Source organism: Salipiger sp. CCB-MM3, assembly GCF_001687105.1.
Classification (GTDB): Bacteria; Pseudomonadota; Alphaproteobacteria; order Rhodobacterales; family Rhodobacteraceae; genus Salipiger.
Genome location: NZ_CP014599.1, coordinates 220,221 through 239,488, shown reverse-complemented (window position 1 = coordinate 239,488; position 19,268 = coordinate 220,221). Strand labels below are relative to the sequence as shown.

17 protein-coding genes are annotated in these 19,268 nt (G+C 66.2%); 2 read left to right on the top strand and 15 right to left on the bottom strand.

The window, feature by feature from the left end; translation table 11 throughout:
* Positions 1-48: 48 nt before the first annotated feature.
* Entirely contained in the window at positions 49-1,065 is a 1,017-nt protein-coding gene (locus AYJ57_RS24150; RefSeq protein ID WP_083191520.1) for a phosphatase PAP2 family protein, read from the bottom strand.
* A 335-nt stretch (positions 1,066-1,400) separates the two neighbouring features.
* Between AYJ57_RS24150 and ppsA the strand changes: the two genes are divergently transcribed.
* Positions 1,401-3,800 (top strand): phosphoenolpyruvate synthase, encoded by a 2,400-nt coding sequence (gene ppsA / locus AYJ57_RS24145; protein ID WP_066111903.1) that lies wholly within the window; start codon positions 1,401-1,403, stop codon positions 3,798-3,800.
* A 22-nt stretch (positions 3,801-3,822) separates the two neighbouring features.
* On the opposite strand, the gene AYJ57_RS24140 is transcribed toward ppsA, so the two are convergent.
* From AYJ57_RS24140 to hydA, 6 genes are read right to left on the bottom strand one after another with little or no spacing between them, the layout of a single operon-like run.
* On the bottom strand, positions 3,823-5,151 hold the full coding sequence (locus tag AYJ57_RS24140; protein WP_066111902.1) for an amidase: 1,329 nt from the start codon (positions 5,149-5,151) through the stop codon (positions 3,823-3,825).
* On the bottom strand, positions 5,148-6,449 hold the full coding sequence (locus AYJ57_RS24135; RefSeq protein ID WP_066111900.1) for a TRAP transporter large permease: 1,302 nt from the start codon (positions 6,447-6,449) through the stop codon (positions 5,148-5,150). Before AYJ57_RS24135 ends, AYJ57_RS24140 begins: the two co-directional genes overlap by 4 nt.
* Before the next feature lies 1 nt (position 6,450).
* Positions 6,451-7,005, bottom strand: a complete 555-nt coding sequence (locus tag AYJ57_RS24130; RefSeq protein WP_066111898.1) for a TRAP transporter small permease subunit — start codon at positions 7,003-7,005, stop codon at positions 6,451-6,453.
* 54 nt (positions 7,006-7,059) lie between these two features.
* The gene (locus tag AYJ57_RS24125; RefSeq protein WP_066111896.1) at positions 7,060-8,091 is read right to left on the bottom strand and encodes a TRAP transporter substrate-binding protein; all 1,032 of its coding nucleotides are present in this window, start codon (positions 8,089-8,091) and stop codon (positions 7,060-7,062) included.
* Between the two features lie 39 nt (positions 8,092-8,130).
* Positions 8,131-8,889 carry a maleate cis-trans isomerase family protein gene (locus tag AYJ57_RS24120; protein WP_066111894.1) on the bottom strand — a complete coding sequence of 253 codons (759 nt, stop codon included), beginning with the start codon at positions 8,887-8,889 and terminating at the stop codon, positions 8,131-8,133.
* Entirely contained in the window at positions 8,886-10,280 is a 1,395-nt protein-coding gene (hydA, locus tag AYJ57_RS24115; RefSeq protein WP_066111892.1) for a dihydropyrimidinase, read from the bottom strand. Before hydA ends, AYJ57_RS24120 begins: the two co-directional genes overlap by 4 nt.
* Positions 10,281-10,445: 165 nt before the next feature.
* Here hydA and AYJ57_RS24110 point away from each other — a divergent pair, with 165 nt between their 5' ends.
* The gene (locus AYJ57_RS24110; protein WP_066111890.1) at positions 10,446-11,375 is read left to right on the top strand and encodes a LysR family transcriptional regulator; all 930 of its coding nucleotides are present in this window, start codon (positions 10,446-10,448) and stop codon (positions 11,373-11,375) included.
* 14 nt (positions 11,376-11,389) lie between these two features.
* On the opposite strand, the gene AYJ57_RS24105 is transcribed toward AYJ57_RS24110, so the two are convergent.
* The 8 genes from AYJ57_RS24105 to AYJ57_RS24070 all read right to left on the bottom strand — a co-directional run bounded on the left by AYJ57_RS24105 (position 11,390) and on the right by AYJ57_RS24070 (position 19,186).
* Positions 11,390-12,133 (bottom strand): aspartate/glutamate racemase family protein, encoded by a 744-nt coding sequence (locus AYJ57_RS24105; RefSeq protein WP_066111888.1) that lies wholly within the window; start codon positions 12,131-12,133, stop codon positions 11,390-11,392.
* Complete coding sequence (locus tag AYJ57_RS24100; RefSeq protein ID WP_066111886.1) at positions 12,133-13,488, bottom strand: amidase; 1,356 nt, start codon at positions 13,486-13,488, stop codon at positions 12,133-12,135. The genes AYJ57_RS24105 and AYJ57_RS24100 overlap by 1 nt, the downstream gene beginning before the upstream one ends.
* The gene (locus AYJ57_RS24095; RefSeq protein WP_066111884.1) at positions 13,485-14,384 is read right to left on the bottom strand and encodes a polysaccharide deacetylase family protein; all 900 of its coding nucleotides are present in this window, start codon (positions 14,382-14,384) and stop codon (positions 13,485-13,487) included. The genes AYJ57_RS24100 and AYJ57_RS24095 overlap by 4 nt, the downstream gene beginning before the upstream one ends.
* Positions 14,385-14,388: 4 nt before the next feature.
* Positions 14,389-15,189 carry an ABC transporter permease gene (locus AYJ57_RS24090; RefSeq protein ID WP_066111882.1) on the bottom strand — a complete coding sequence of 267 codons (801 nt, stop codon included), beginning with the start codon at positions 15,187-15,189 and terminating at the stop codon, positions 14,389-14,391.
* The gene (locus tag AYJ57_RS24085) at positions 15,186-16,016 is read right to left on the bottom strand and encodes an ABC transporter permease (protein WP_066111880.1); all 831 of its coding nucleotides are present in this window, start codon (positions 16,014-16,016) and stop codon (positions 15,186-15,188) included. The genes AYJ57_RS24090 and AYJ57_RS24085 overlap by 4 nt, the downstream gene beginning before the upstream one ends.
* The gene (locus AYJ57_RS24080) at positions 16,013-17,101 is read right to left on the bottom strand and encodes an ABC transporter ATP-binding protein (RefSeq protein WP_442974936.1); all 1,089 of its coding nucleotides are present in this window, start codon (positions 17,099-17,101) and stop codon (positions 16,013-16,015) included. Before AYJ57_RS24080 ends, AYJ57_RS24085 begins: the two co-directional genes overlap by 4 nt.
* A gap of 4 nt (positions 17,102-17,105) precedes the next feature.
* Positions 17,106-18,158: an extracellular solute-binding protein gene (locus tag AYJ57_RS24075; RefSeq protein ID WP_066111878.1), complete on the bottom strand. Its 1,053-nt coding sequence runs from the start codon at positions 18,156-18,158 to the stop codon at positions 17,106-17,108.
* A 332-nt stretch (positions 18,159-18,490) separates the two neighbouring features.
* Positions 18,491-19,186: a GntR family transcriptional regulator gene (locus AYJ57_RS24070; RefSeq protein ID WP_237220287.1), complete on the bottom strand. Its 696-nt coding sequence runs from the start codon at positions 19,184-19,186 to the stop codon at positions 18,491-18,493.
* Between the last annotated feature and the right edge of the window lie 82 nt (positions 19,187-19,268).

Sequence of the window (19,268 nt, the reverse complement as noted above, 5' to 3'; positions counted from 1 at the left end):
CGCCCGTACCGGCGCAAGGCTGCTTATGGATCGGGAAAACGCCCGGGCTCAGTCCCGGCGCACCCGGATCGGCCTTGCGACGGGCTGCGCCGCAAGCCGCGCCGCCATGTCCTGAGGCGCCGCGCGTTTGCGCAGGTAAATCCACAGCATCGCCATGACGCCGATCGAGAAATAGCCATCCACGGCGTAGTGATAGCCGCTCCAGATCGACAGCAGCAGGATCGCGGCGCAAAACAGCGCCGCCGGGAAGGCGAGCAGGGCAGAGCGCTCGCCGCAATAGAGCGCGACGACCGTGGCCACCGACACATGCACCGAGGCAAAGGCGGAAATCCCCGTGCCAAAGCTTTCGCGCCCCGCGGCATACATCTCCCATAGGTACTCCTGAAGGGCACCCATGGTGGTGCCGTCGAGCCCCGCATATCGCTGCGTCAGGGTCAGCAACGCAAAGCGATTGCCGTCATAGAGGCGGTCGTAAAAGACCGGCCCCACCGACATTCCCCCCAGCGCCAGCATGTTGCCGATGACGATCCAGCTTGCACAATAGAGCGCCAGATAGCGCTTCACGCGGGCCTGATCTTCGTCGCAGGTCACAAGCACGACCGGAAACAGCAGCGCCGCGATCAGCCACGGCCCGTGATAGAGCGGGCTGAGGCTCAGCATGGTGTCGGGGCCGAACAGCCGGTTGATCACTGCCCAAGGGTCCGCCTGCCCATGCAGCCATGCATCGAACCGCGCCAGATAGGGATCGGCGTAATAGGGCACGATCTGCGGCATCGTGGTCTTGAACAGCGTAAAGCCGAAATGCAACGCCAGCACCGCGGCGTAGACCATGGCGACATTGGCGGCGGCTCTACCTTTTGCGACACCCCGCCGCGTCTCGGCATAAAAGGCCCAGACCGAGACCAGCACCGCAATGACCGCCACATACCAGAGCGAGACGTCCGGCTCCGAGGTCAGCGTGCCGAGCACATCCGCGAGAACCCCATCGCGAAACAGGACGGCCACCAGAAAAGAGACCAGCGCGTAGCCGATGCAGAAGGTGAAGAAGGCGAGAGAAGGGATCATTTTCTCGCTCCCTTCGACAGTGCATTGGAGTTCGGCATGGCCATCTAAATCAAATTATCGAGACTCTGACATCTAGGCGAGCAAACCCATAAGTGAAGGCGGAGTCCCGCCAATTCGCGATCCGCCCGATCCGCAGGTGGTTCTTTGCCGATCGGTTCGGGCCTCCGGCGGATCACCGAAACACCGTTTCGTCAGCGCGCAGAGGTTATGGCGCTATAGGCCAAAGTCGCCGCCCCGGCCGCCGCGCCCGACGGCGGCAACAGAGATTGAGCGCAATCAAGGTCACGCGCGCAGCCTCCGGCTATCCTGACCTCGACCTGAGGGAGGATGGAGCGATGGGACCTGATGCGCGCGACGCGCCGGTCATGCTGAAATGGTTCGAAGATCTGGCGAGGGAGGATGTGCCGGAGGTGGGCGGCAAGAACGCGTCGCTCGGCGAGATGGTGGCGCGGCTCGGGGCTGAAGGTATCCGCGTGCCGCCCGGGTTCGCGACCACCGCCGCCGCCTTTCGCGCGTATATCGACGCCAACGGCCTTGGTACTGTGCTGTCCGATCAGCTTGGCCAACTTGCCGAAGGGCGGATTTCGCTGAGCGACGCCGGGCGCCGCATTCGCGCCGAGGTGAACGCCGGGACATGGCCCGAAGACATCGAAACCGCGATCCGCGCCGCCTATCGTGCGCTTGCGGACCGTGCCGGCGTGAGCGATCCAGCAGTGGCCGTGCGCTCTTCGGCCACCGCCGAGGATCTGCCCGACGCCAGTTTTGCCGGCCAGCAGGAGACTTTTCTCAATATCCGCGGCGAAGCCGCGCTGCTGGCTGCCTGCCGCCGCTGCTATGCCTCGCTCTTCACCGACCGCGCCATTACCTACCGGCGGCTCAAAGGCTTTGACGATCTGGGCGTCGCGCTCTCCGTCGGGGTGCAACTGATGGTGCGGTCGGACGAGGGCGGGTCGGGGGTGATGTTCTCGCTCGACACCGAAAGCGGCTTTGACAAGCTGGTGCTGATCAACGCCGCTTGGGGGCTGGGCGAGACGGTGGTGCAGGGCGCGGTGAGCCCGGACGAATATCAGGTCTACAAGCCGTTTCTCGATCATGAGGGCTGCGTGCCGGTGCTGCACAAAGGCTTGGGCACCAAAGAGATCAAGATGATCTATGGCCCGGACCCAGCGGCCCCGACGCGCACCGTGCCGACCGCCAAGGCCGAGCGCGAGAACTTCGTTCTGTCGGACGCCGAGATCCTCGAATTGGCACGCATCGCAGTGAAGATCGAACGCCACTACGGCCAGCCGATGGACATGGAGTGGGCGCGCGACGGTCTGGGGGGCCCGCTTTTCATCGTGCAGGCGCGGCCCGAGACGGTGCAGTCGCGGACCGAGAGCCATGCCTTCCGCAGCTACAGGCTCGGAGAGACCGGCGCAGCGCTGCTGAGGGGGCTTAGCGTCGGCAGCGCCGTGGCGACGGGCGAGGTCTGCCTGATCGAGAGCGCCGCAGAGATCGACCGGTTCCGCGATGGCGCGGTGCTGGTCACCTCCACCACCGATCCCGACTGGGTGCCGATCATGAAGCGCGCCGCAGCCATTGTCACCGATCACGGCGGACGCACCTCGCATGCGGCGATCATCAGCCGCGAGCTTGGGGTGCCCGCCATCGTCGGAACCGGGCAGGCGACGCATTTGCTGCACGACGGGCAGGCAATCACCGTCTCCTGTGCGGGCGGCGACGAGGGGGTGATCTACGCGGGCGAGGCCGGTTTCGAGATCGAGGAAACGCGGCTCGACGAGATCCCGCAGACCCGCACCAAAGTGATGCTCAATATGGCCAACCCGGCGGCGGCGACGCGCTGGTGGCGGCTGCCTGCGGATGGTGTGGGGCTGGCGCGGATGGAGTTTGTGATTTCCAACGAGGTCAAAGTGCACCCGCTGGCGCTGACCCGCTACGACAGCCTGCCCGAAGGCCCGGATCGTGACGCCATCGACAGGCTCACCCGCGGCTATGCCGACCGCACTGAATATTTCGTCGAGACGCTGGCGCGCGGCCTCTCGCGTATCGCCGCCACGTGGTATCCGCACCCGGCGCTCATCCGGATGAGCGATTTCAAGACAAACGAATACGCCGGGCTGCTGGGGGGCGCGACCTTCGAGCCGCAGGAAGAGAACCCGATGATCGGCTTCCGCGGGGCCTCGCGCTATTATTCCGACGCTTACCGCGACGGTTTCGCGCTGGAGTGCCGCGCCATCCGCCGCCTGCGCGAGACCATCGGCTTTCGCAACGCGGTGGTGATGATCCCCTTCTGCCGCACCGTGGGCGAGGCGGACCGCGTGCTCGAGGTCATGGCCGAGAATGGGTTGCGGCGCGGCAAGGACGGGCTCGAGGTCTATGTGATGTGCGAGATCCCCTCGAATGTGATCGAGGCCGAGGCCTTTGCCGAGCGGTTCGACGGGTTCTCCATCGGGTCGAACGACCTGACGCAACTGACGCTCGGGATCGACCGGGACTCCGAGGCGCTGGCGAGCCTGTTTTCTGAGAGCGATCCGGCGGTGCTGTGGATGATCGAGACGGTGATCGCCAAGGCCCGCAAAGCAGGGCGCAAGATCGGGCTCTGCGGACAGGCACCGAGCAACCATCCGGAATTCGCCAAGCTTTTGGTCCGCGCGGGCATTGATAGCATCTCGGTCACCCCCGACAGCTTCCTTGCGGTGAAGCGCCATGTGGCCGAGGCAGAGACCGGAGACTGACGTCAGCCCCCGGCGTCCATTCTTACGCGGCGGCTTCGAGCGATGCGGCGAGCGCCAGCAGCAATCCCTCGCCGCCTTGGTCCGCAATCAGCTGCATGCCGACCGGCAAGCCTTGGGACAGGCCCGCGGGGAAGGCGAGCGCGGGCAAACCGCTGGCATTGACCCAGCCGGTATAGACCGCATGGCCCCGCGGTCCGGCGGGCTGGCCCGCGATCTGCGGCGGGAAGGCCTCGGTGGCGGGCCATGGCGGCGCGGCGGCGGTGGGCATGAGGATCACGTCATAGCCCCAGAGGCCGCGCACCGCCTCGCGCAGCGCGAAGACGCGGCTGAGCGCCTCGTAAAGCTCCACCGCCGAGCCGCCTGCCCCGCGCGCAGCCATCTCGCGATATTTGGGGGCCGCCGCCGCCAGAACCTCGGGATCCCGAGAACCGAGATGCGCAAGCCCGATCTCGGCCATCCGTGCCCAGACCTCGTTGAGCGGCCCAAGATCGAGCGGCAGCGCGCCATGGGTCACCTCATGCCCAAGCGCCTCCAACCGCCCTACGCTCACCCCGAAACGCTCGAGGATGCCCGGATCGCAGGGGGCCTCGCCGATGCGCGCCACCGCAAGGACGCGCAGCGGGCGGCTCTGCGCGGCCGCGCGATGACCACGGACACAGCAAGACAGCACCCCATGAAAGAGCGCGAGATCGCGCGCCGAGCGGGTGAGCGGGCCGACCGTCTCGAAATCGAGCAGCACCTGCGCCAGCCCTTGCCCGCGCGGCACCGCACCGATGCCGGGTTTCAGCCCCCACAGCCCGGTGTAGCCTGCCGGGCGCCGGATCGAGCCGCCACCATCGGTTCCAAGCCCGGCAACCGCCATGCCCGCGGCCACCGCAGCGACCACCCCTCCCGACGAGCCGCCGGGCGTAAGGTTCGGCGCATAGGGATTGCCGGTGGTGCCGAACGTCGCGTTGCCGGTGTAGCCTTCCACCGCGAACTCGGGCGTATTGCCCTTGCCGAGAATGATCGCCCCCGCCTGCCGCACCGCCGCCACCGGCAGTTCATCATGCTCCGGCACCCGGCGGGCGAGTTCCGCGTTGCCCCATGCTGCGGGCAGACCGGCAGAGACGAGATTGTCCTTGATGATCACCGGCACCCCGTCGAGCGGCCCCTTTGGCCTGCCCTCGGCCCAGCGGTCCCGCGAGGCGCGCGCCTCCTCCAGCACATCGCCTGCCTGCGCCGAATAGGCGTTCAGTTCCTGATCGAGCCGGGCGATGCGCGCGAGGTGCTGCTCGGCCACCCGCAGCGGGTCATGGGTGCCGGCCCGATAGCCGGCGACAAGGGTGGTTGCGTCGTCGAGAGGGGTCATCGGCCAATCGCCTCCGGCAGCCACGTCGCGATGCCGGGCCAGAAGATCAGCGCGGCGGTGAAGGCCAGCATCAGCACTGCATAGGGCACCGCCCCAGCCACGACATCCATGAACGGGCCGCCATCCCCGCGCACGCCCTGCACCACGTAGAGGTTCATGCCGACCGGCGGGGTGATCATCCCAAGCTCACACATCAGCACGACGAAGATACCGAACCAGATCGGGTCGATCCCCGCGGCTGTGATGATCGGCACCACTATCGGGATGGTCAGCACCTGCATCGACAGCACGTCCATGAACATGCCCATGATCAGGTAGAAGACCATGAGTGCGAACAAAAGCTCGACCGGTGTCAGCCCCAGCCCCTCGACCCAGCGCGACATCACCCCTGTGATCCCGCCAAGCGCCAGAGTGACGTTGAGCGTGAAGGCCGCGACGATGATCAGCAGGATCATCCCGGTGGTCTTGGCGGTCTTGCGGAAGCAAAGATCGAGGAAGGCAAGGCTCAGCTTGCCCTCGGCCCAAACGAACCCAAGCGCGACCACCACCGCCAGTGCTGCGCTTTCGGTGGGCGTGGCGATGCCGAGATAGATCGAGCCCATGACGATCAGAAAAACGACGGCGGCGGGCAGAAGATGCTTCAGCGCGCGCAGCTTCACCTGCAGCGGGACATGGGTGTCATGCTGGGCACCGCCCTCTGACAGGATGTCCTGCACCGCGATGAACACCATGAACAGCAGCGTCAGCAGAATGCCCGGAACCACCCCTGCGATGAACAGCTGGCCCACCGAAACACTGGCGAGCGAGCCATAGACCAGCAGGTTCACCGAAGGCGGAATGAGAATGCCCAGCGTGCCGCCCGCAGCCAGCGAGCCAAGCGAGCGCGAGGGGCTGTAGCTGCGCTCGGTCAGGGCGGGCAGCGCGACGGTGCCGACCGTCGCGGCGGTGGCCACCGACGAGCCGGAGGTGGCGGCAAAGAGCGAGCAGCAGCCGATGTTGGTGTGCAAAAGCCCACCGGGCAGCCGTCCCAGCCAGAGCGCCAGAGCGCCATACATGCGGTCCGCCAGCCCCGAGCGCAGCAATAGCTCGCCCAGAAGTATGAACAGTGGAATGGCGGTCAACACCGCTTCGTTCGAGGTGCCCCAAAGCACCGGCCCCATACTTTTGAGCAGCACTGGCCCGTAGAGGATCATGCCCCCCAGCACCCCCATGGCCACCATCACCGTGGCCACCGGAAGGCTGGCCAGCAGCAGGCCCATCATCACGGTAAAGCCGATGAAAACGTCGATCATGCTCATGTCAGCGCTCCTGCAGCTGTTCGAGCTCATCCGCGAGCTCGTCTTCGGCGCTTTCGGGATTGAACTCCTCGGCCAGCTGCGCGTAGCGGCCCGAGAAGAAGAGGCGCGTGGCGCGCGCGGCCATGATGAAAGAGCACAGCGCAAAGATCGCCAGCCCCGCGTACCACGCCGATTGCGGCCAGATCAGCGGCGTCCGCCAGGGCGTCGCAGCGGTCGAGCCATATTCCATCGTGTCAGAGATCACGAACCAGCCGACGTAGAGGAAAAACAGCCCAAGCACCCCCAGTGAGATCACCGAGAGCCAGTCGATCAGCGCCTGCAGCCAGACCGGGAAGCGGGCGTGCAGCACGTCGATGCGAATATGCGCCCGGTCGATCATCGCGACGATGAACGCCAGCGACGCGCCGATGGCGAGCACATAGCCGCCCAACTCGTCCGCGCCCTGAAGCGAGGTGTTGAACAACTTTCGCAGCACTGTCTCCAGCGCGATAAAGGCAGAAAGGAACAGCAGCGCCCATCCGAAGATGCGGCTGATCCATGTGGCAAGTCGATCCATGAGGGTCTCCGGCTGGCTGGCGTCCGGGCGGAACCCGCCCGGACGCGCTGTCGCTTACATGTTTTTGGCAGCGCCGACGGTGTCCATCCAAGCCTCGGAACAGCCCGCGTTGGTCGCGTCGCAGACCTCTTTCCACGCCGGGAAGGAGACGTTGGGCACGGCGGTCCCGACAAGCTCCTTGTCGGCCTCGGAGGGCTCGACCAGCGTCAGGTCATATTTGGTGCCGGTTTCGCAGGGCTCGGCGCCGGTGTTGCAGTTCACCGCGTCGACGAACAGCTCTTCAGAGTACTCCCAGATGCGGCCGACCAGCGTGTCGAACCCGGCCTGAAGCTGGTCCTGCTGTTCCGGCGAGAGGCTGTTCCAAGTGTCGAGGTTGATGCCATAGCCGTTCATCGCAAGCTGGAAGGCAATCGGCAGCGTGTAGGAGCTCACTTCGGGCCAGCCCGCAGAGTTCGCCGACGACGGGCCGGTGATGGCGCAATCGACCACACCGCGCGCCAGCGACTGCTGCACTTCCGGGAAGCCGATCGGCACCGGCGTGCCGCCAACGAGGCTGACAAACTCGGCGAGGTTCTGGTCGTAGACACGCACTTTCAGGCCCTTGAGGTCGGCCAGCGAGCCGATCTCGGGCTCGCAAAACAGCACCTGCGGACCGAAGGGCCAGACACCGAGCAGCTTGGTGTTGAACTTCTCCTGCAGGCGCGCGTCGACGACGGGGGCAAAGGCTTCGACGGTGGCCTTGCCGGTCTCATAGTCCGGGTTCAGGCCGACGAGGTCGAGGCCGAGGATCGTCGGCTCATCGCGCGACACTTGGCTCAGACGCAGCGACACGATGTCAAAGAGCCCGTCTTTGAGGATGCGCAGCTGCTCGGTGTCCTTGATGCCAGTGACATCCACCGGCTGATAATCGGCGGTATAGCCGTCGAGGCCGGTTTCTTCGGCGAAGTTTTCAAAGAACGGCTGTTCGACGTTCTTCTGGATGAGGCCGGTGGCGACCGGCTGGCCCATTACGCGCAGCGACTCGGCGGCGGCAGGCATAGCGAGGACGGCCAGCGCCGCGGCGCCGGTTGCGATCTTGCGGATCATTGGAGTGTCTCCTTGTTGGGTCTTTGCTGTTGTGTCGGGTCAGGTCGTCTCGAAGGCGGCGACGCGCTGGAACACGCTCCCCCACCCTGTCACGCGCGCCGGGTCGAGCCCGACCTCGCGCAGGCAATGCGCCGCCGTGACGGCGACGGAATCGAGCACCGGGATGCCGCAGGCGTCCTCGATGCGGGCCGCGACGGGGGCGCCGCGGAAATTCGTGCAGACGATGGCGATGGCGTCGGGGCGCGCCTGCGCCACCTCTTCGACCATCGCGCCCACCTGCTCTGGCGGGTAGGTGGCGAAACTGTAGTTGCCCTTGTCCTCGAGCCGCGCTTCGGCCACCACCTCGATGCCCTGAGCCGCGTAATTGGTGGCGATGCGGGTCTGGATATCGTCGATATAGGGCGTCACAAGGCCAAGCCGTTTCACCCCCATCTCGCGGTAAAGCGCGTCATAGGCCAGCATGGTGGAGGTGGCGGGCACCCCGGTGCGCTCGGTGATCGCAGCGCAGAGCGCGCGGTCTTTTTCCAGCCCCAACCATGCTGCCGACGTGCCGTTCCACGCGATGACATGCGGGTTGGCCTCGGCCAGCCGCTCTGCCGCCTCTAAAATCGGATCGAGCGTGAACTGCGACTGCGAGGCCTCGGACATGGAGATCTCGACCACCCGGAACCGTCCAAAATGCGCGCTTGCGGCATCGCCGAAAGGCGCAAACATGGCAGAGGTGTAAGGCTCCAGCACGGTGTTGGACGACGGTGTGAGCATCCCCACGCGGCGGCCATCAAAAGGCGGATAGGTCATGCGATCACCTCGGGTTTTGCGCGGGCGACATGGGTTCCGGCGGGCGTCCCCACGGGCGCGCCGTCCAGCATTACGGTCTGGCCGCGCAGCAACGTGCGCACCGGCCAGCCGGTCACTTCAAAGCCCTCCCATGGCGTGTAATCCGATCCATGATGCAGACGCTCTTGCGTGATCGGGCGGGTAAGCTCGGGGTCCCACAGCACGATGTCGGCGTCCTTGCCGACCGCGATGGCACCCTTGTCCTGCAGCCCATAGATGCGGGCGTGGTTGCCCGCGGTCAGTGCGGCGAAGGCGGTCAGTGAAATCCGGCCCTTGGTCACCCCTTCGGAGAAGAGGATCGGCAGCCGCGTCTCGACGCCGGGGATGCCGTTGGGAATATTGCGGAAAGAGGCCCGTGCACCGGGCGCATCCTTGCCCGCCGTGTCGGCGAAGCGGAACGGGCAATGGTCCGAGGAGAAGACGTCAAACGCGCCCTGCTCCAGCCCGGCCCAGATCGCTGCCTGTTCGCCGGTATCGCGCGGCGGCGGCGAGCATACCCATTTGGCCCCCTCGAACCCGGCGCGGTCGAGGTCATCGGCGGTGAGCGTGATATACTGCGGGCAGGTTTCGGACAGCACTTTCACGCCGCGCGCCTTGGCGCGGCGGATCTCATCAAGCGCGGCGCCATTCGAGACATGCACGATCATCACCGGCACATCCGCCACTTCGGCCAGCGTGGTCGCCCGATGGGTCGCCTCCCGCTCGACCGGCACCGGACGGGTGCGCGCGTGATGCAGCGGTTGGATATCGCCCGCCCGCTCGGCCTTGTCGCGCAGGAACTCGATGGCGTCCTCGTTCTCGGCGTGGACCATGGTCAGCGCGCCCTGCTCGCGCGCGACGTCCATCACCTGCAGGATCTCGGCATCACTCAGCCGCATACCCTGATAGGTCATGAACACTTTGAAGCTGGTCATCCCCTGCGCGATCAGCGCCGGCAGATCCTGCCCCAGCGTGACCGGGTCCACCGATTTCACGATGAGATGGAACGACACATCGGTGAGGCACTGCCCCTCGGCCTTGGCAAGATAGGCCGTCACCGCCTCGCGCAGCGTCTGGCCGTCTTCGGGCAGGCAGAATGGCATGACGGTGGTGTTGCCGCCGCAGGCCGCCGAACGGGTGGCGGAGGCGAAATCGTCGGCCATCTCGATACCCGGCCCCGAGGGCTGCGAGATATGCACGTGGCTGTCGATCCCGCCGGGCATGGCGATGAGGCCCGCCGCGTCGATTTCCTCGCGCCCTTCCAGACCGCGACCGAGCGTCGCGATGCGCCCGCCGGTGATGCCGATCTCACACTCCGACACCACACCCGGACAGACCACGCGGGCGCCCCGGATCACTAGGTCATGGGTCATTGGCAGGCCTCGCGGCGCAGGGGTGTCTGTGTCGGTTCGGTCATCGGTGGGAGCAGTCCTTCATGGCGGATTGGAAGCAAGGTTAACGGCGAGATGAATTGCCATCTATGGCAAAATAGGTAATCCTCCGTTCTCATATTGAGAATGCAGAGAGAGGCGTTTCAGATGAGTTTCCACCTTGTGCCGCGCCCCCTTCTCTACCTCGAAGCGGTGGCGGAACACGGGTCCATACAGGCCGCGTCCCGCGCCCTTGGCATTGCCGCCTCGGCAATCGACAGGCATATCAAGTCCTTGGAGGACGCGAACCGCGCGCCGCTGTTCGAGCGGCTGCCGCGCGGCATGCGGCCCACGGCGGCGGGCGAGGCGATGGTGGTCATGGCGCGGCGCTGGCGCTCCGATGCGGAACGGCTGGAGACCGACCTGCAGGAGATGCGCGGCCAAGAGCGCGGCAGCGTGCGCCTTGCGGCGATGGACAGTCTGAGCAACGGTGTGCTTGCCGACCTGCACCGCTGGCTGCGCGAAGAGCACCCGCACATCCGCCTCAACCTCGACATCATGGCGCCCAGCGATGCGGCACGCGAACTGGACGAGGGCACGGTCGAGGTCGCCATGGCCTTCAACCTGCCGCGTCTGCGACACCAGCATATCCTCTGGACCGACAAGCTGCGCTTTGGCTGCATCGTCGCGCCGGACCATCCGCTGGCCGCCGAAGCCGAGACCTCTTTGGCCAAGGTCAACGGTCATGCGCTGGTCTCGCAAAGCGCGTTGCTGCCGACGCGGCAATATCTCGATGCGCGCTACGCGTGGTTCTTCGCCGAGAACGCCCCGGTGCTGGCCTCCAATTCGCTGCAACTGGTGAAATCCGCGCTGCGGCAAGGAGATGTGGCGATGATCACCTCCGAGCTTGACGTGCTGCCCGAGTTGATCCGGGGCGAGTTGGTCTTTCTGCCGCTGAAGGACAAGGGTCTCGTCCCGCCAAGCATTTCGGTCGCCATTGACGCGCGCCGTCCGTTGTCGCGCGCCGCGCGTATGGTCGCGGAGTTCCTCGTCGAGCGCACGCAGGCGCAACTGGCCGAGGCGCGCACGCCGCAATAAGGGACGCGGCGCGGTCACACCGCCCCCGTCGCAATGATCTGACTCAGCGCAGGCGACAGCCCGACCGAGGGTTTGGCAATCGGCTTGCAGGCGCGGCTGGCAAAGCCCGCGCGCAGCGAGGCCAGCGTGAGCGCCTGCGCCGTTGCCGTGGCGATCGGGTCGAGCACGATGGCGGGCACCTCGCCCGCGATTTCCGGCGCCAGCCCCGCCAGCGGCGCTCCGCCGAGGATCACCACGTCGGCGCCATCTTCCAGCGCCGCCGCGCGCGCCAGAGCGACCAGATCCGCGCGCTGCGCCTCGCGCGCTGCCAGCACGTCGGCGGCATGTCCCGCAGGCGTGCGCACCCCGGTGAACCGCGCGCCGAGGCCGGTCGCCATGACGCAATCGCTGTACCAGCGGCTCATCACCGGCGAGAAGGTCACGATCGAAAAGCGGTCGCCGAGCATGGCTGCCGACAGCACCGAGGCTTCGGCCATGCCGACCACCGGCAGATCGAAGATCTCGCGCGCGCCTGCCAGCCCCGGATCGCCGAAGGCGGCGACGATCACCGCGTCGATCCCCTGCAGATTCTCGGCGATCATCTCAAGCGTGATGCCGCCGGCGATCTGCGCTTCGGCCCGCGAGGCGATATAGGGAAACCCCCGTGGCGCGGTGACCGGCACGATCTCGGCCCGGTCGCCAGCCACCTGCCGCGCGATGGCGGCCATGCTGTCGGTCATCGCGACGGTCATATTCGGATTGACGAGAAGCAGACGCATCACGGGGCCTCTTTCTGAAAGATGTCGATGCGCTTCAAAAGCGGCGCGATCTCTGCCGCCAGCGCGAGAAGGGCCGCGTCCCGGCCTGGGGCGGCGATGATCTGCAAGCCCAACGGCAGGCCCTCGCGATCCCGGCCACAGGGCAGCGAAATCGCCGGGCAGCCGGAGTGGTTGGCCTGCGGGGTGAAGGCGGCGTGATCGCGACCGCCGCAGCGGGCACCAGCGATGGTGGCGGGCGCGCTGTCTTCGGCGGGCCATGCGGCGCAGGGCGTGGTCGGGGTGATCACCACGTCAAAGCGGGTGAGGAAATCGCGCAGGATCTGGGCCATGCGGTGCCCGGCCTGATGCGCCTGCGCCACCGCGCGGCCCGAGAGCCGCAGGCCGCTGTCGATCTGCGCGCCGAGATCGGGATCAAAGAGCGCAGGATCCTGCTGCCAGCGATCCCCGAAGAGCGCCGCCAGCCCCGCGTATTGCAGCGGCATGATGGCCATCCCGTCCAGCCCTGCCCACTCGGGCGCCGCCTCGGTCAGGCTGTGACCGGCGCCGCGCAGGGCATCCATCGCGGCAGCGAAGGCCAGATCGACATCCGGGTCCAGCAGCTGGCCAAGGCCGAAATCCGCACTGGCCGCGAAGGAGCCGCGCAGCGGCTCGGCCCGCGGCACGTCTGCCAACACCGACATGGCAAGCTGGATGTCCTCCATATGGCGCGCGATTGGCGCGATGACCGAGATCCCCCAGACCGGCTCGTCGAAACCGGGACCGTAAGGCACCAGATCCTGCGTCGGCTTGAAGCCGATCACCCCCACATGCGCAGGCGGACGCCGGCTGGAGCCGCCCGCATCGGTGCCAAGCGCCAGCGGCGCCATCCCTGCCGCCACAGCGGCCACCGAGCCGCCAGAGGAACCACCCGGCGTTCGCGACGGGTCGACAGGGTTGCGGGTGATGCCGTGCAGCGGCGTTTTGGTGGCGCCCTTGCAGGCGAACTCGGAACAGGTGCCGATGCCGAGGATCATCGCCCCCGCTGCGCGCAGCCGGGCCACGGCCCGCGCGTCCTCGGGCGCGATGAAATCGGCAAACAACCTCGAGCCTTGGGTGATCGGCAGGCCCTTCACCCAAATGTTGTCCTTGATGACCACCGGCACCCCGGCGAGCGGCAGATCCTCACCCTCGGCAAGGCGCGCGGCCACGCTTTCGGCCTCGGCCTCAAGGCGAGGGTTCACCAGCGTCAGCGCGTTCAGCTGCGGGTTCATCTCCGCGACGCGCGCCCGCGCGGCCTGCGCTACCTCAAGCGGCGTGATGCGCCGCGCGCGCACCTCGGCGGCAAGATCGCAGGCGGAAAGCTCCATCACGCTCATCCTTGACTCTCCTGTACCTGCGCCCAGTGCGCAGCGATGTCGCGGCGCGGGGCGATCCACACCCCTTCGTGGGCCGAAATATGCGCCAGCACATCCTCGAGCCCTGCGATCCGGCCAGCGCGGCCGATCAGACGCAGATGCAGACCGACCGAGAGCATCCGCACCGCCGCGCCGCCTTCGTCGTAGAGCCGCTCGAACGCGCCGATCACATAGTCCGAGAAATCGCGCGCCTGCACGAAGCCGCCCCCCGGAGAGAAGCGCATGTCATTGGTATCGAACGCATAAGGCAGGATCACATGGCCGCCGTCCATGCGAGGGATGTCATCGTCATAAGCGTCGCTGTCATAGAGGAAATCGCCCCGCGCCTTCAGCAGCGGCCGCGTGTTCACCGAGGCCGAAGAGCGGGTGTGCCAGCCCACCGGGGCCACACCGCAGGCGCGGGTGATGGCGGCATGGGTGCGCTCGATCACCGCCTCTTCCTCGGCGCGCGCCATATTGGCGTGACGCTCCCACAGCCAGCCGTGGCAAGAGACTTCGTGCCCCCGCGCCACCGCGTCCTGCAGCAGCCACGGCGCGCGCTCGGCCACCCGCCCGCAGGTCGAGAAGGTCGCCTTGGCACCCACCTTGTCAAAGGCCTTGGCGATCCGCGCATAGCCCTGCCGCGTGCCATAGGCGAAGTGGCTCTCCATACAGAGATCCGGCGCGTGCTCGACCTCTTCGCGGATCTCATAGGTGAACTCGTTGCGCGCGTCGCCGTCGCCGATTGAATATTCCGCGCCCTCCTCCACGTTGACCACGAAGGAGACGGCGAGGCGCGCGTCCCCCGGCCAGCAAGGCGCTGGCTCGGCGCCGAAATAACCCCGGAAGTCGCGGCGGTCGTCCCTGTCAAAACTCATGCGCTTACCCTTGGATCATACGATTGAGGCCGACGGTGCGCGCGCCTAAGACCAGCACGATGATCGCCAGCAGGATCAGCCCCGAGGACATGGCCGCCAGCGACGGATCGGGCTGTTCCTCGAGGTATTGCAGCATCTTGATCGGCAGCGTCTTGTTGCGCGCGTCGGTGAGGAAGATCGAGATCGGGTAGTTGTCCATCGACGCGAGGAAGGCGAAGAGCCCCGAGGTCAGATAGGCGGGCGCAAGGCTTGGCACGAGCACCTTGAGGATCGCCTTGGGATAGCTCAGCCCCAGCGTCCGCGCCGCATCGATCAGCGAGAAGTCGAAGGCCGCCATAGAGGCCAGCAGCGTGCGCATCACGAAGGGCAGCGTGATCACGATATGGCCCAGCAGCAGTGACCAATAGGCGTCGCGCAGGCCGATCTCGCGGAAGAACTGCAGCAGCGCCACGCCCACTACCAGGCCTGGCATCATCAGCGGCGAGACGGCGAAAGTGGCGATCGCCTCGCGACCGCGGAACTGGCCACGGGTGACAGCAACCGAGGCCAGCGTGCCCAGCACCAGCGAGATCAGCGTGGAGATCAGCGCAAGGTTCAGCGACAGCAGCACCGCGTCCCGCAGCCCGCTGCGCTTGCCCAGCGAGGCGTACCAGCGCAGCGACCATTCGGGCGGCGGCAGCGTGTAGACCGGCGAAGAGGTGAAAGAGGCCGCGATGGTGATCACGATGGGCAGCATCAGGAAGGCGACGCAGGCCAGCCCCACGCTCCACGAGAGGGCGCGGAAGATACGGTCTGTCTGGGTCATGTGCGGGCTCCCAGCCTGCGGGCCAGCCAACTCGAGAGCACCACCACCAGCACCGCGATGCCCAAGAGCACCGCCGAGATGGTGGAGCCAAGCGGCTCGTTGCGGAGATAAAGGAACGAGCGCGCGATGAGCATCGACAGCGTCTGCTGGCGCTCGCCGACGATGAGCGAAGGGATCACATACATCGACACCGCCAGCGAGAAGGTGAAGGCCGAGCCCGCCACCACCCCCGGCAGGGTCAGCGGCAGCGTGACGTTGAAGAAGCGGAACATCGGCGTGGCCCCAAGCGAGGCGGCGGCTTCGGGCAGGCGCTGGTCAAGCTGGCGCACCACGGCGTAGATCGGCAGTACCATGAACGGCAGGAACACATTCGCCGCCCCGACGATCAGCGCGGTTTCGGTGAACATCATGCGGATGGGCCGGTCGATCAGGCCAATCCATTGCAGCGCTCCGTTCAGCGCGCCATTGGCGCGGAACAGGATCGACCACGCAAAGGCTTTGACCACCACCCCCAGCGACATCGGCAGCACCATGGCCACCAGAAAGACCGTCAGCCATCCACCCTTGGCGCGGCTCATGGCGAAGGCGGTGGGATAGGCGATGACCAGCGCCAGCAAGGTGGTCAGCCCGGCAACGCGCAGCGTGCGCCAGAGCACCCGCATGTTATACTCATCGGCAAAGAAATCGGCGTATTCGGCGAGTGAAAATCCTTCCGGCGTGCGCACCGATTTGGCCAGCAGCATGACCAGAGGCAGCGCATAGATCACCGCCAGATACCCCAGCGCGGGGACCGCGAGCAGCGAAAGACGGTCGACGCGGCGGATCATGCGGCGCCTCCATAGACCAGCGTGTCGGCGATCTCCCAGCCAAGCTGAACGGTCTCACCTCGCGCCAGACCGCTGCGGATGCCGGGCAGTTCGCACAGGATGCGGTCCCCCTCGGCGGCGCGGCCATGCAGCACGGTCTTGGAGCCCAGAACCATCACGTCCTCCAGCACGACCGACAGGCTGTTCTCGCCCTGCCCCACCGAGATAAGCTCTGGCCGCACGCCGATCTGCGCCGCGCCGCCAACCGGAAGATCGCCGCGGGCACGCAAGGGGCCGTAGGGTGTGTCGAGCGTCAAAAGACCGCCCTCGGAGGCGGCGACGGTGCCCATGATGGTCGCGGAAAGCCCGACGAAATCCATGACAAAAGGCGAGGCCGGGCGGGCATAGAGCGTCGACGGGTCGGCAAACTGCTCGATCTTCCCGGCGTTCATCACCGCGATCCGGTCCGACACGCCCATCGCCTCTTCCTGATCGTGGGTGACAAAGATGGCGGTGATCCCGCGGTCGCGCAGCAGCGATTTCAGCTCCACCTGCATGGTCTCGCGCAGCTTGCGGTCGAGGGCAGAGAACGGCTCGTCGAGCAGCAGCAGGTCCGGCCCCACCACCAGCGCCCGCGCCACGGCGACGCGCTGCTGCTGACCACCCGACAGCGCCGAGATCGGGCGGCCCGCAAATCCCTCCATGCGCACGAGGCGCAGCGCCTCGTCCACCGGGGCAGAAATCTGCGCCTTGGGGGTGCCGCGCGCCCGCAGCCCGAAGGCGACATTCTCGGCCACGGTCAGATGCGGGAACAGCGCGTAGTTCTGGAACACCACCGAAACGTTGCGCTTATGCGCGGGAAAGCGGCTGATGTCGCGCCCGCCCAGCACCACCGAGCCCTCGTCGGCCTCCATCAGCCCGGCGATGATGCGCAAAAGCGTGGTCTTGCCGCAGCCCGAGGGACCGAGGAGAGAGACAAGCTCTCCCCGGTCCACCCGGAAGTTCATGCCGGACATGACGCTTGTGCCTTTGAAGGATTTCGCAACGCCCCAGACGTCGAGGTAGCGGCGATCGCCCGGAGTGGGGTCTTGGGTCATGTCCAACATCGGCTCAGAGCGCCATCAGCTTGTCGAAACGCTCGATCCACGCGCGGCGGTTGGCGGCGACGAAGGCCCAGTCGGGGCTGTAGATCTGCACGCCCTCGGGGATCACCGCGCCCGCCTTGACCGTGGTGTTGGCGGGCACCGAAGAGGCGAAATCGGCAATGGCCGACTGCATCTTCTCGCCCAGCATCTCGTTCACATAGGCCTCGGCCAGCTCCGGGTTCGGCCCGCCCTTCACAAGGCAGATGCCCGACGGCATGGCAAAAATGCCTTCCTTCGGCGCGGCCAGATCGACCGGTACGCCTTCGGATTTGCGCGGCAGCGTGTAGGACGAGAAATTGCCCGACAGCAGCGTGATCTCGCCCTGTTCCAGCAAGTTGAAGGCTTGGCTCATGGTCGAATAGACCGACAGCAGGTTGGGCTTGAGCTCCTCGAGCTTGGCGAAGGCCGCGTCGATCTCGTACTGCGCTTCCGAGAACGGCTTGCCCGAGCCCAGCATCGCCGCGACAAACAGCGTCCACATGCCTTCGGTGTTCTGCAGCGAAGGGATGATCACCTGCCCCGCGTTGGCCGGATCCCAAAGCGCGTCCCACGACGGCACGCCCTCGGAATAGTCGGTGTTATAAGCCACGCCCGCCCACGGCTGGACATAGTTGCACCACATGCCGTCCATATGCACCGCATCGCCGCGCAGGTCGGTCATATTGGGCACGGCCTCGGCGGTGATCGGGGTCAGCAGATCGGCCTCGACCGCTTGGATCATCACCGGATCGTCCATCTGCACGACCGACAGATACGGCTGGTCCTTGTTCGAGGCCATCTTTTCAAGGTTGACCGAGGATTTGGTGCCCTCGAACAGAATATCCGCGCCGATCGCCTCTTTCATATGAGGCACGACGATCTCTTCCATCCAGGCGGTGTGCGATCCGGCACAGCCGATCACCAGTTCAGAGGATTGCGCGCGCAGCAGCGCGGGCGTGGCCAGCGTTCCAGCGGCGGCAAAGGCCGAGGTCTTGAGCAGCGAGCGGCGGGTGAGGCCACGGTGCGTGAGGCGGGTCATGGGCGTTCCTTCTCTGTCGGTTGCAAGGCGCGTTGGCCAAAGGGTTCGGCTGGTGAAAAGGGCCGGTTCTGGCGCCGACCTCAAATGGGATGCCATTTAACTTACGCAGGATTGCTGGCCCGCTGGCGAGAGATACAGCTTGAAAATCTCCTTGTTTCTCAGAACGCCCAAAGTTTGCGCGGCTGAATCCCACTTCTGCCCGACCCGCAGGCTAGCCGCGAACCAAAATGGCATCCCATTTTAAAAACGGCAGTACACAGCGACTCGCGCCCGCCGGTCAGCGGGTCGGGGCAACCTTGTCGGGATGTTTCGTGAACGCGGGCGAAGGAGGCCTAACCCTCCCCGTCCTCCAGAACGGCGGCGAAGGTCTCGCCGGTGTGCTGGAGATGCTGGCGCCAGACCTGCGCCGCCGCCGCCGCGTCGCCGCTGCGCAGCGCCTCCATCAGCGTCTCATGCTCTTGCACCGATTGCGCCAGTCGGTCGGCGCTGTGGATCGCCATGAACCGGCCATAGCGCGCCCGCGCAATCAGCCGCTTGTGCGCATCATGCACGATGGGATTGCCGCAGTTCTCGACGATGAAATCGTGGATCGCGGAATTGGTGTCGAAATAATCGGTGTGGTTGCCCAGCTTGTGAAACACCATCATCTGCGCGTGCAGGTCTTCAAGCTCGTCCAGCAGCGCGGGCGTGATGGTCCGCGCGAGCCGCTCGGCGGCAAGGCTTTCGAGCGAGGCAATCACCTCGAAAAGCTGCACCGCCTCTTCGGCGCTGCATTGCACCACCTGCGCACCCTTGTTGCGCGAGATCTCGATCAGCCCGTCCTGATGCAGCAGCTTCAGCGCCTCGCGCACCGGCGTGCGCGACAGATCCAGTTCCGCCGAGATGCGCCGCTCCACCAACCGCGAGCCGGGCGGGTACTCGCCTTTAACGATACGATCGCGAAGCACTTCGGCCACCCATTGGGCAATCGCAGTCGGCGAGTCCGTGACCGGGGGAACGGCGGTCAGTTCGGGAAGAGGCTGGCTCAAGGCAAAGTGTCTCAGACAAGTAATACTGTGGCATTCCATTTTGCCCATGCCGCAGGGCGATGCAACCAAATCACGCGCATAG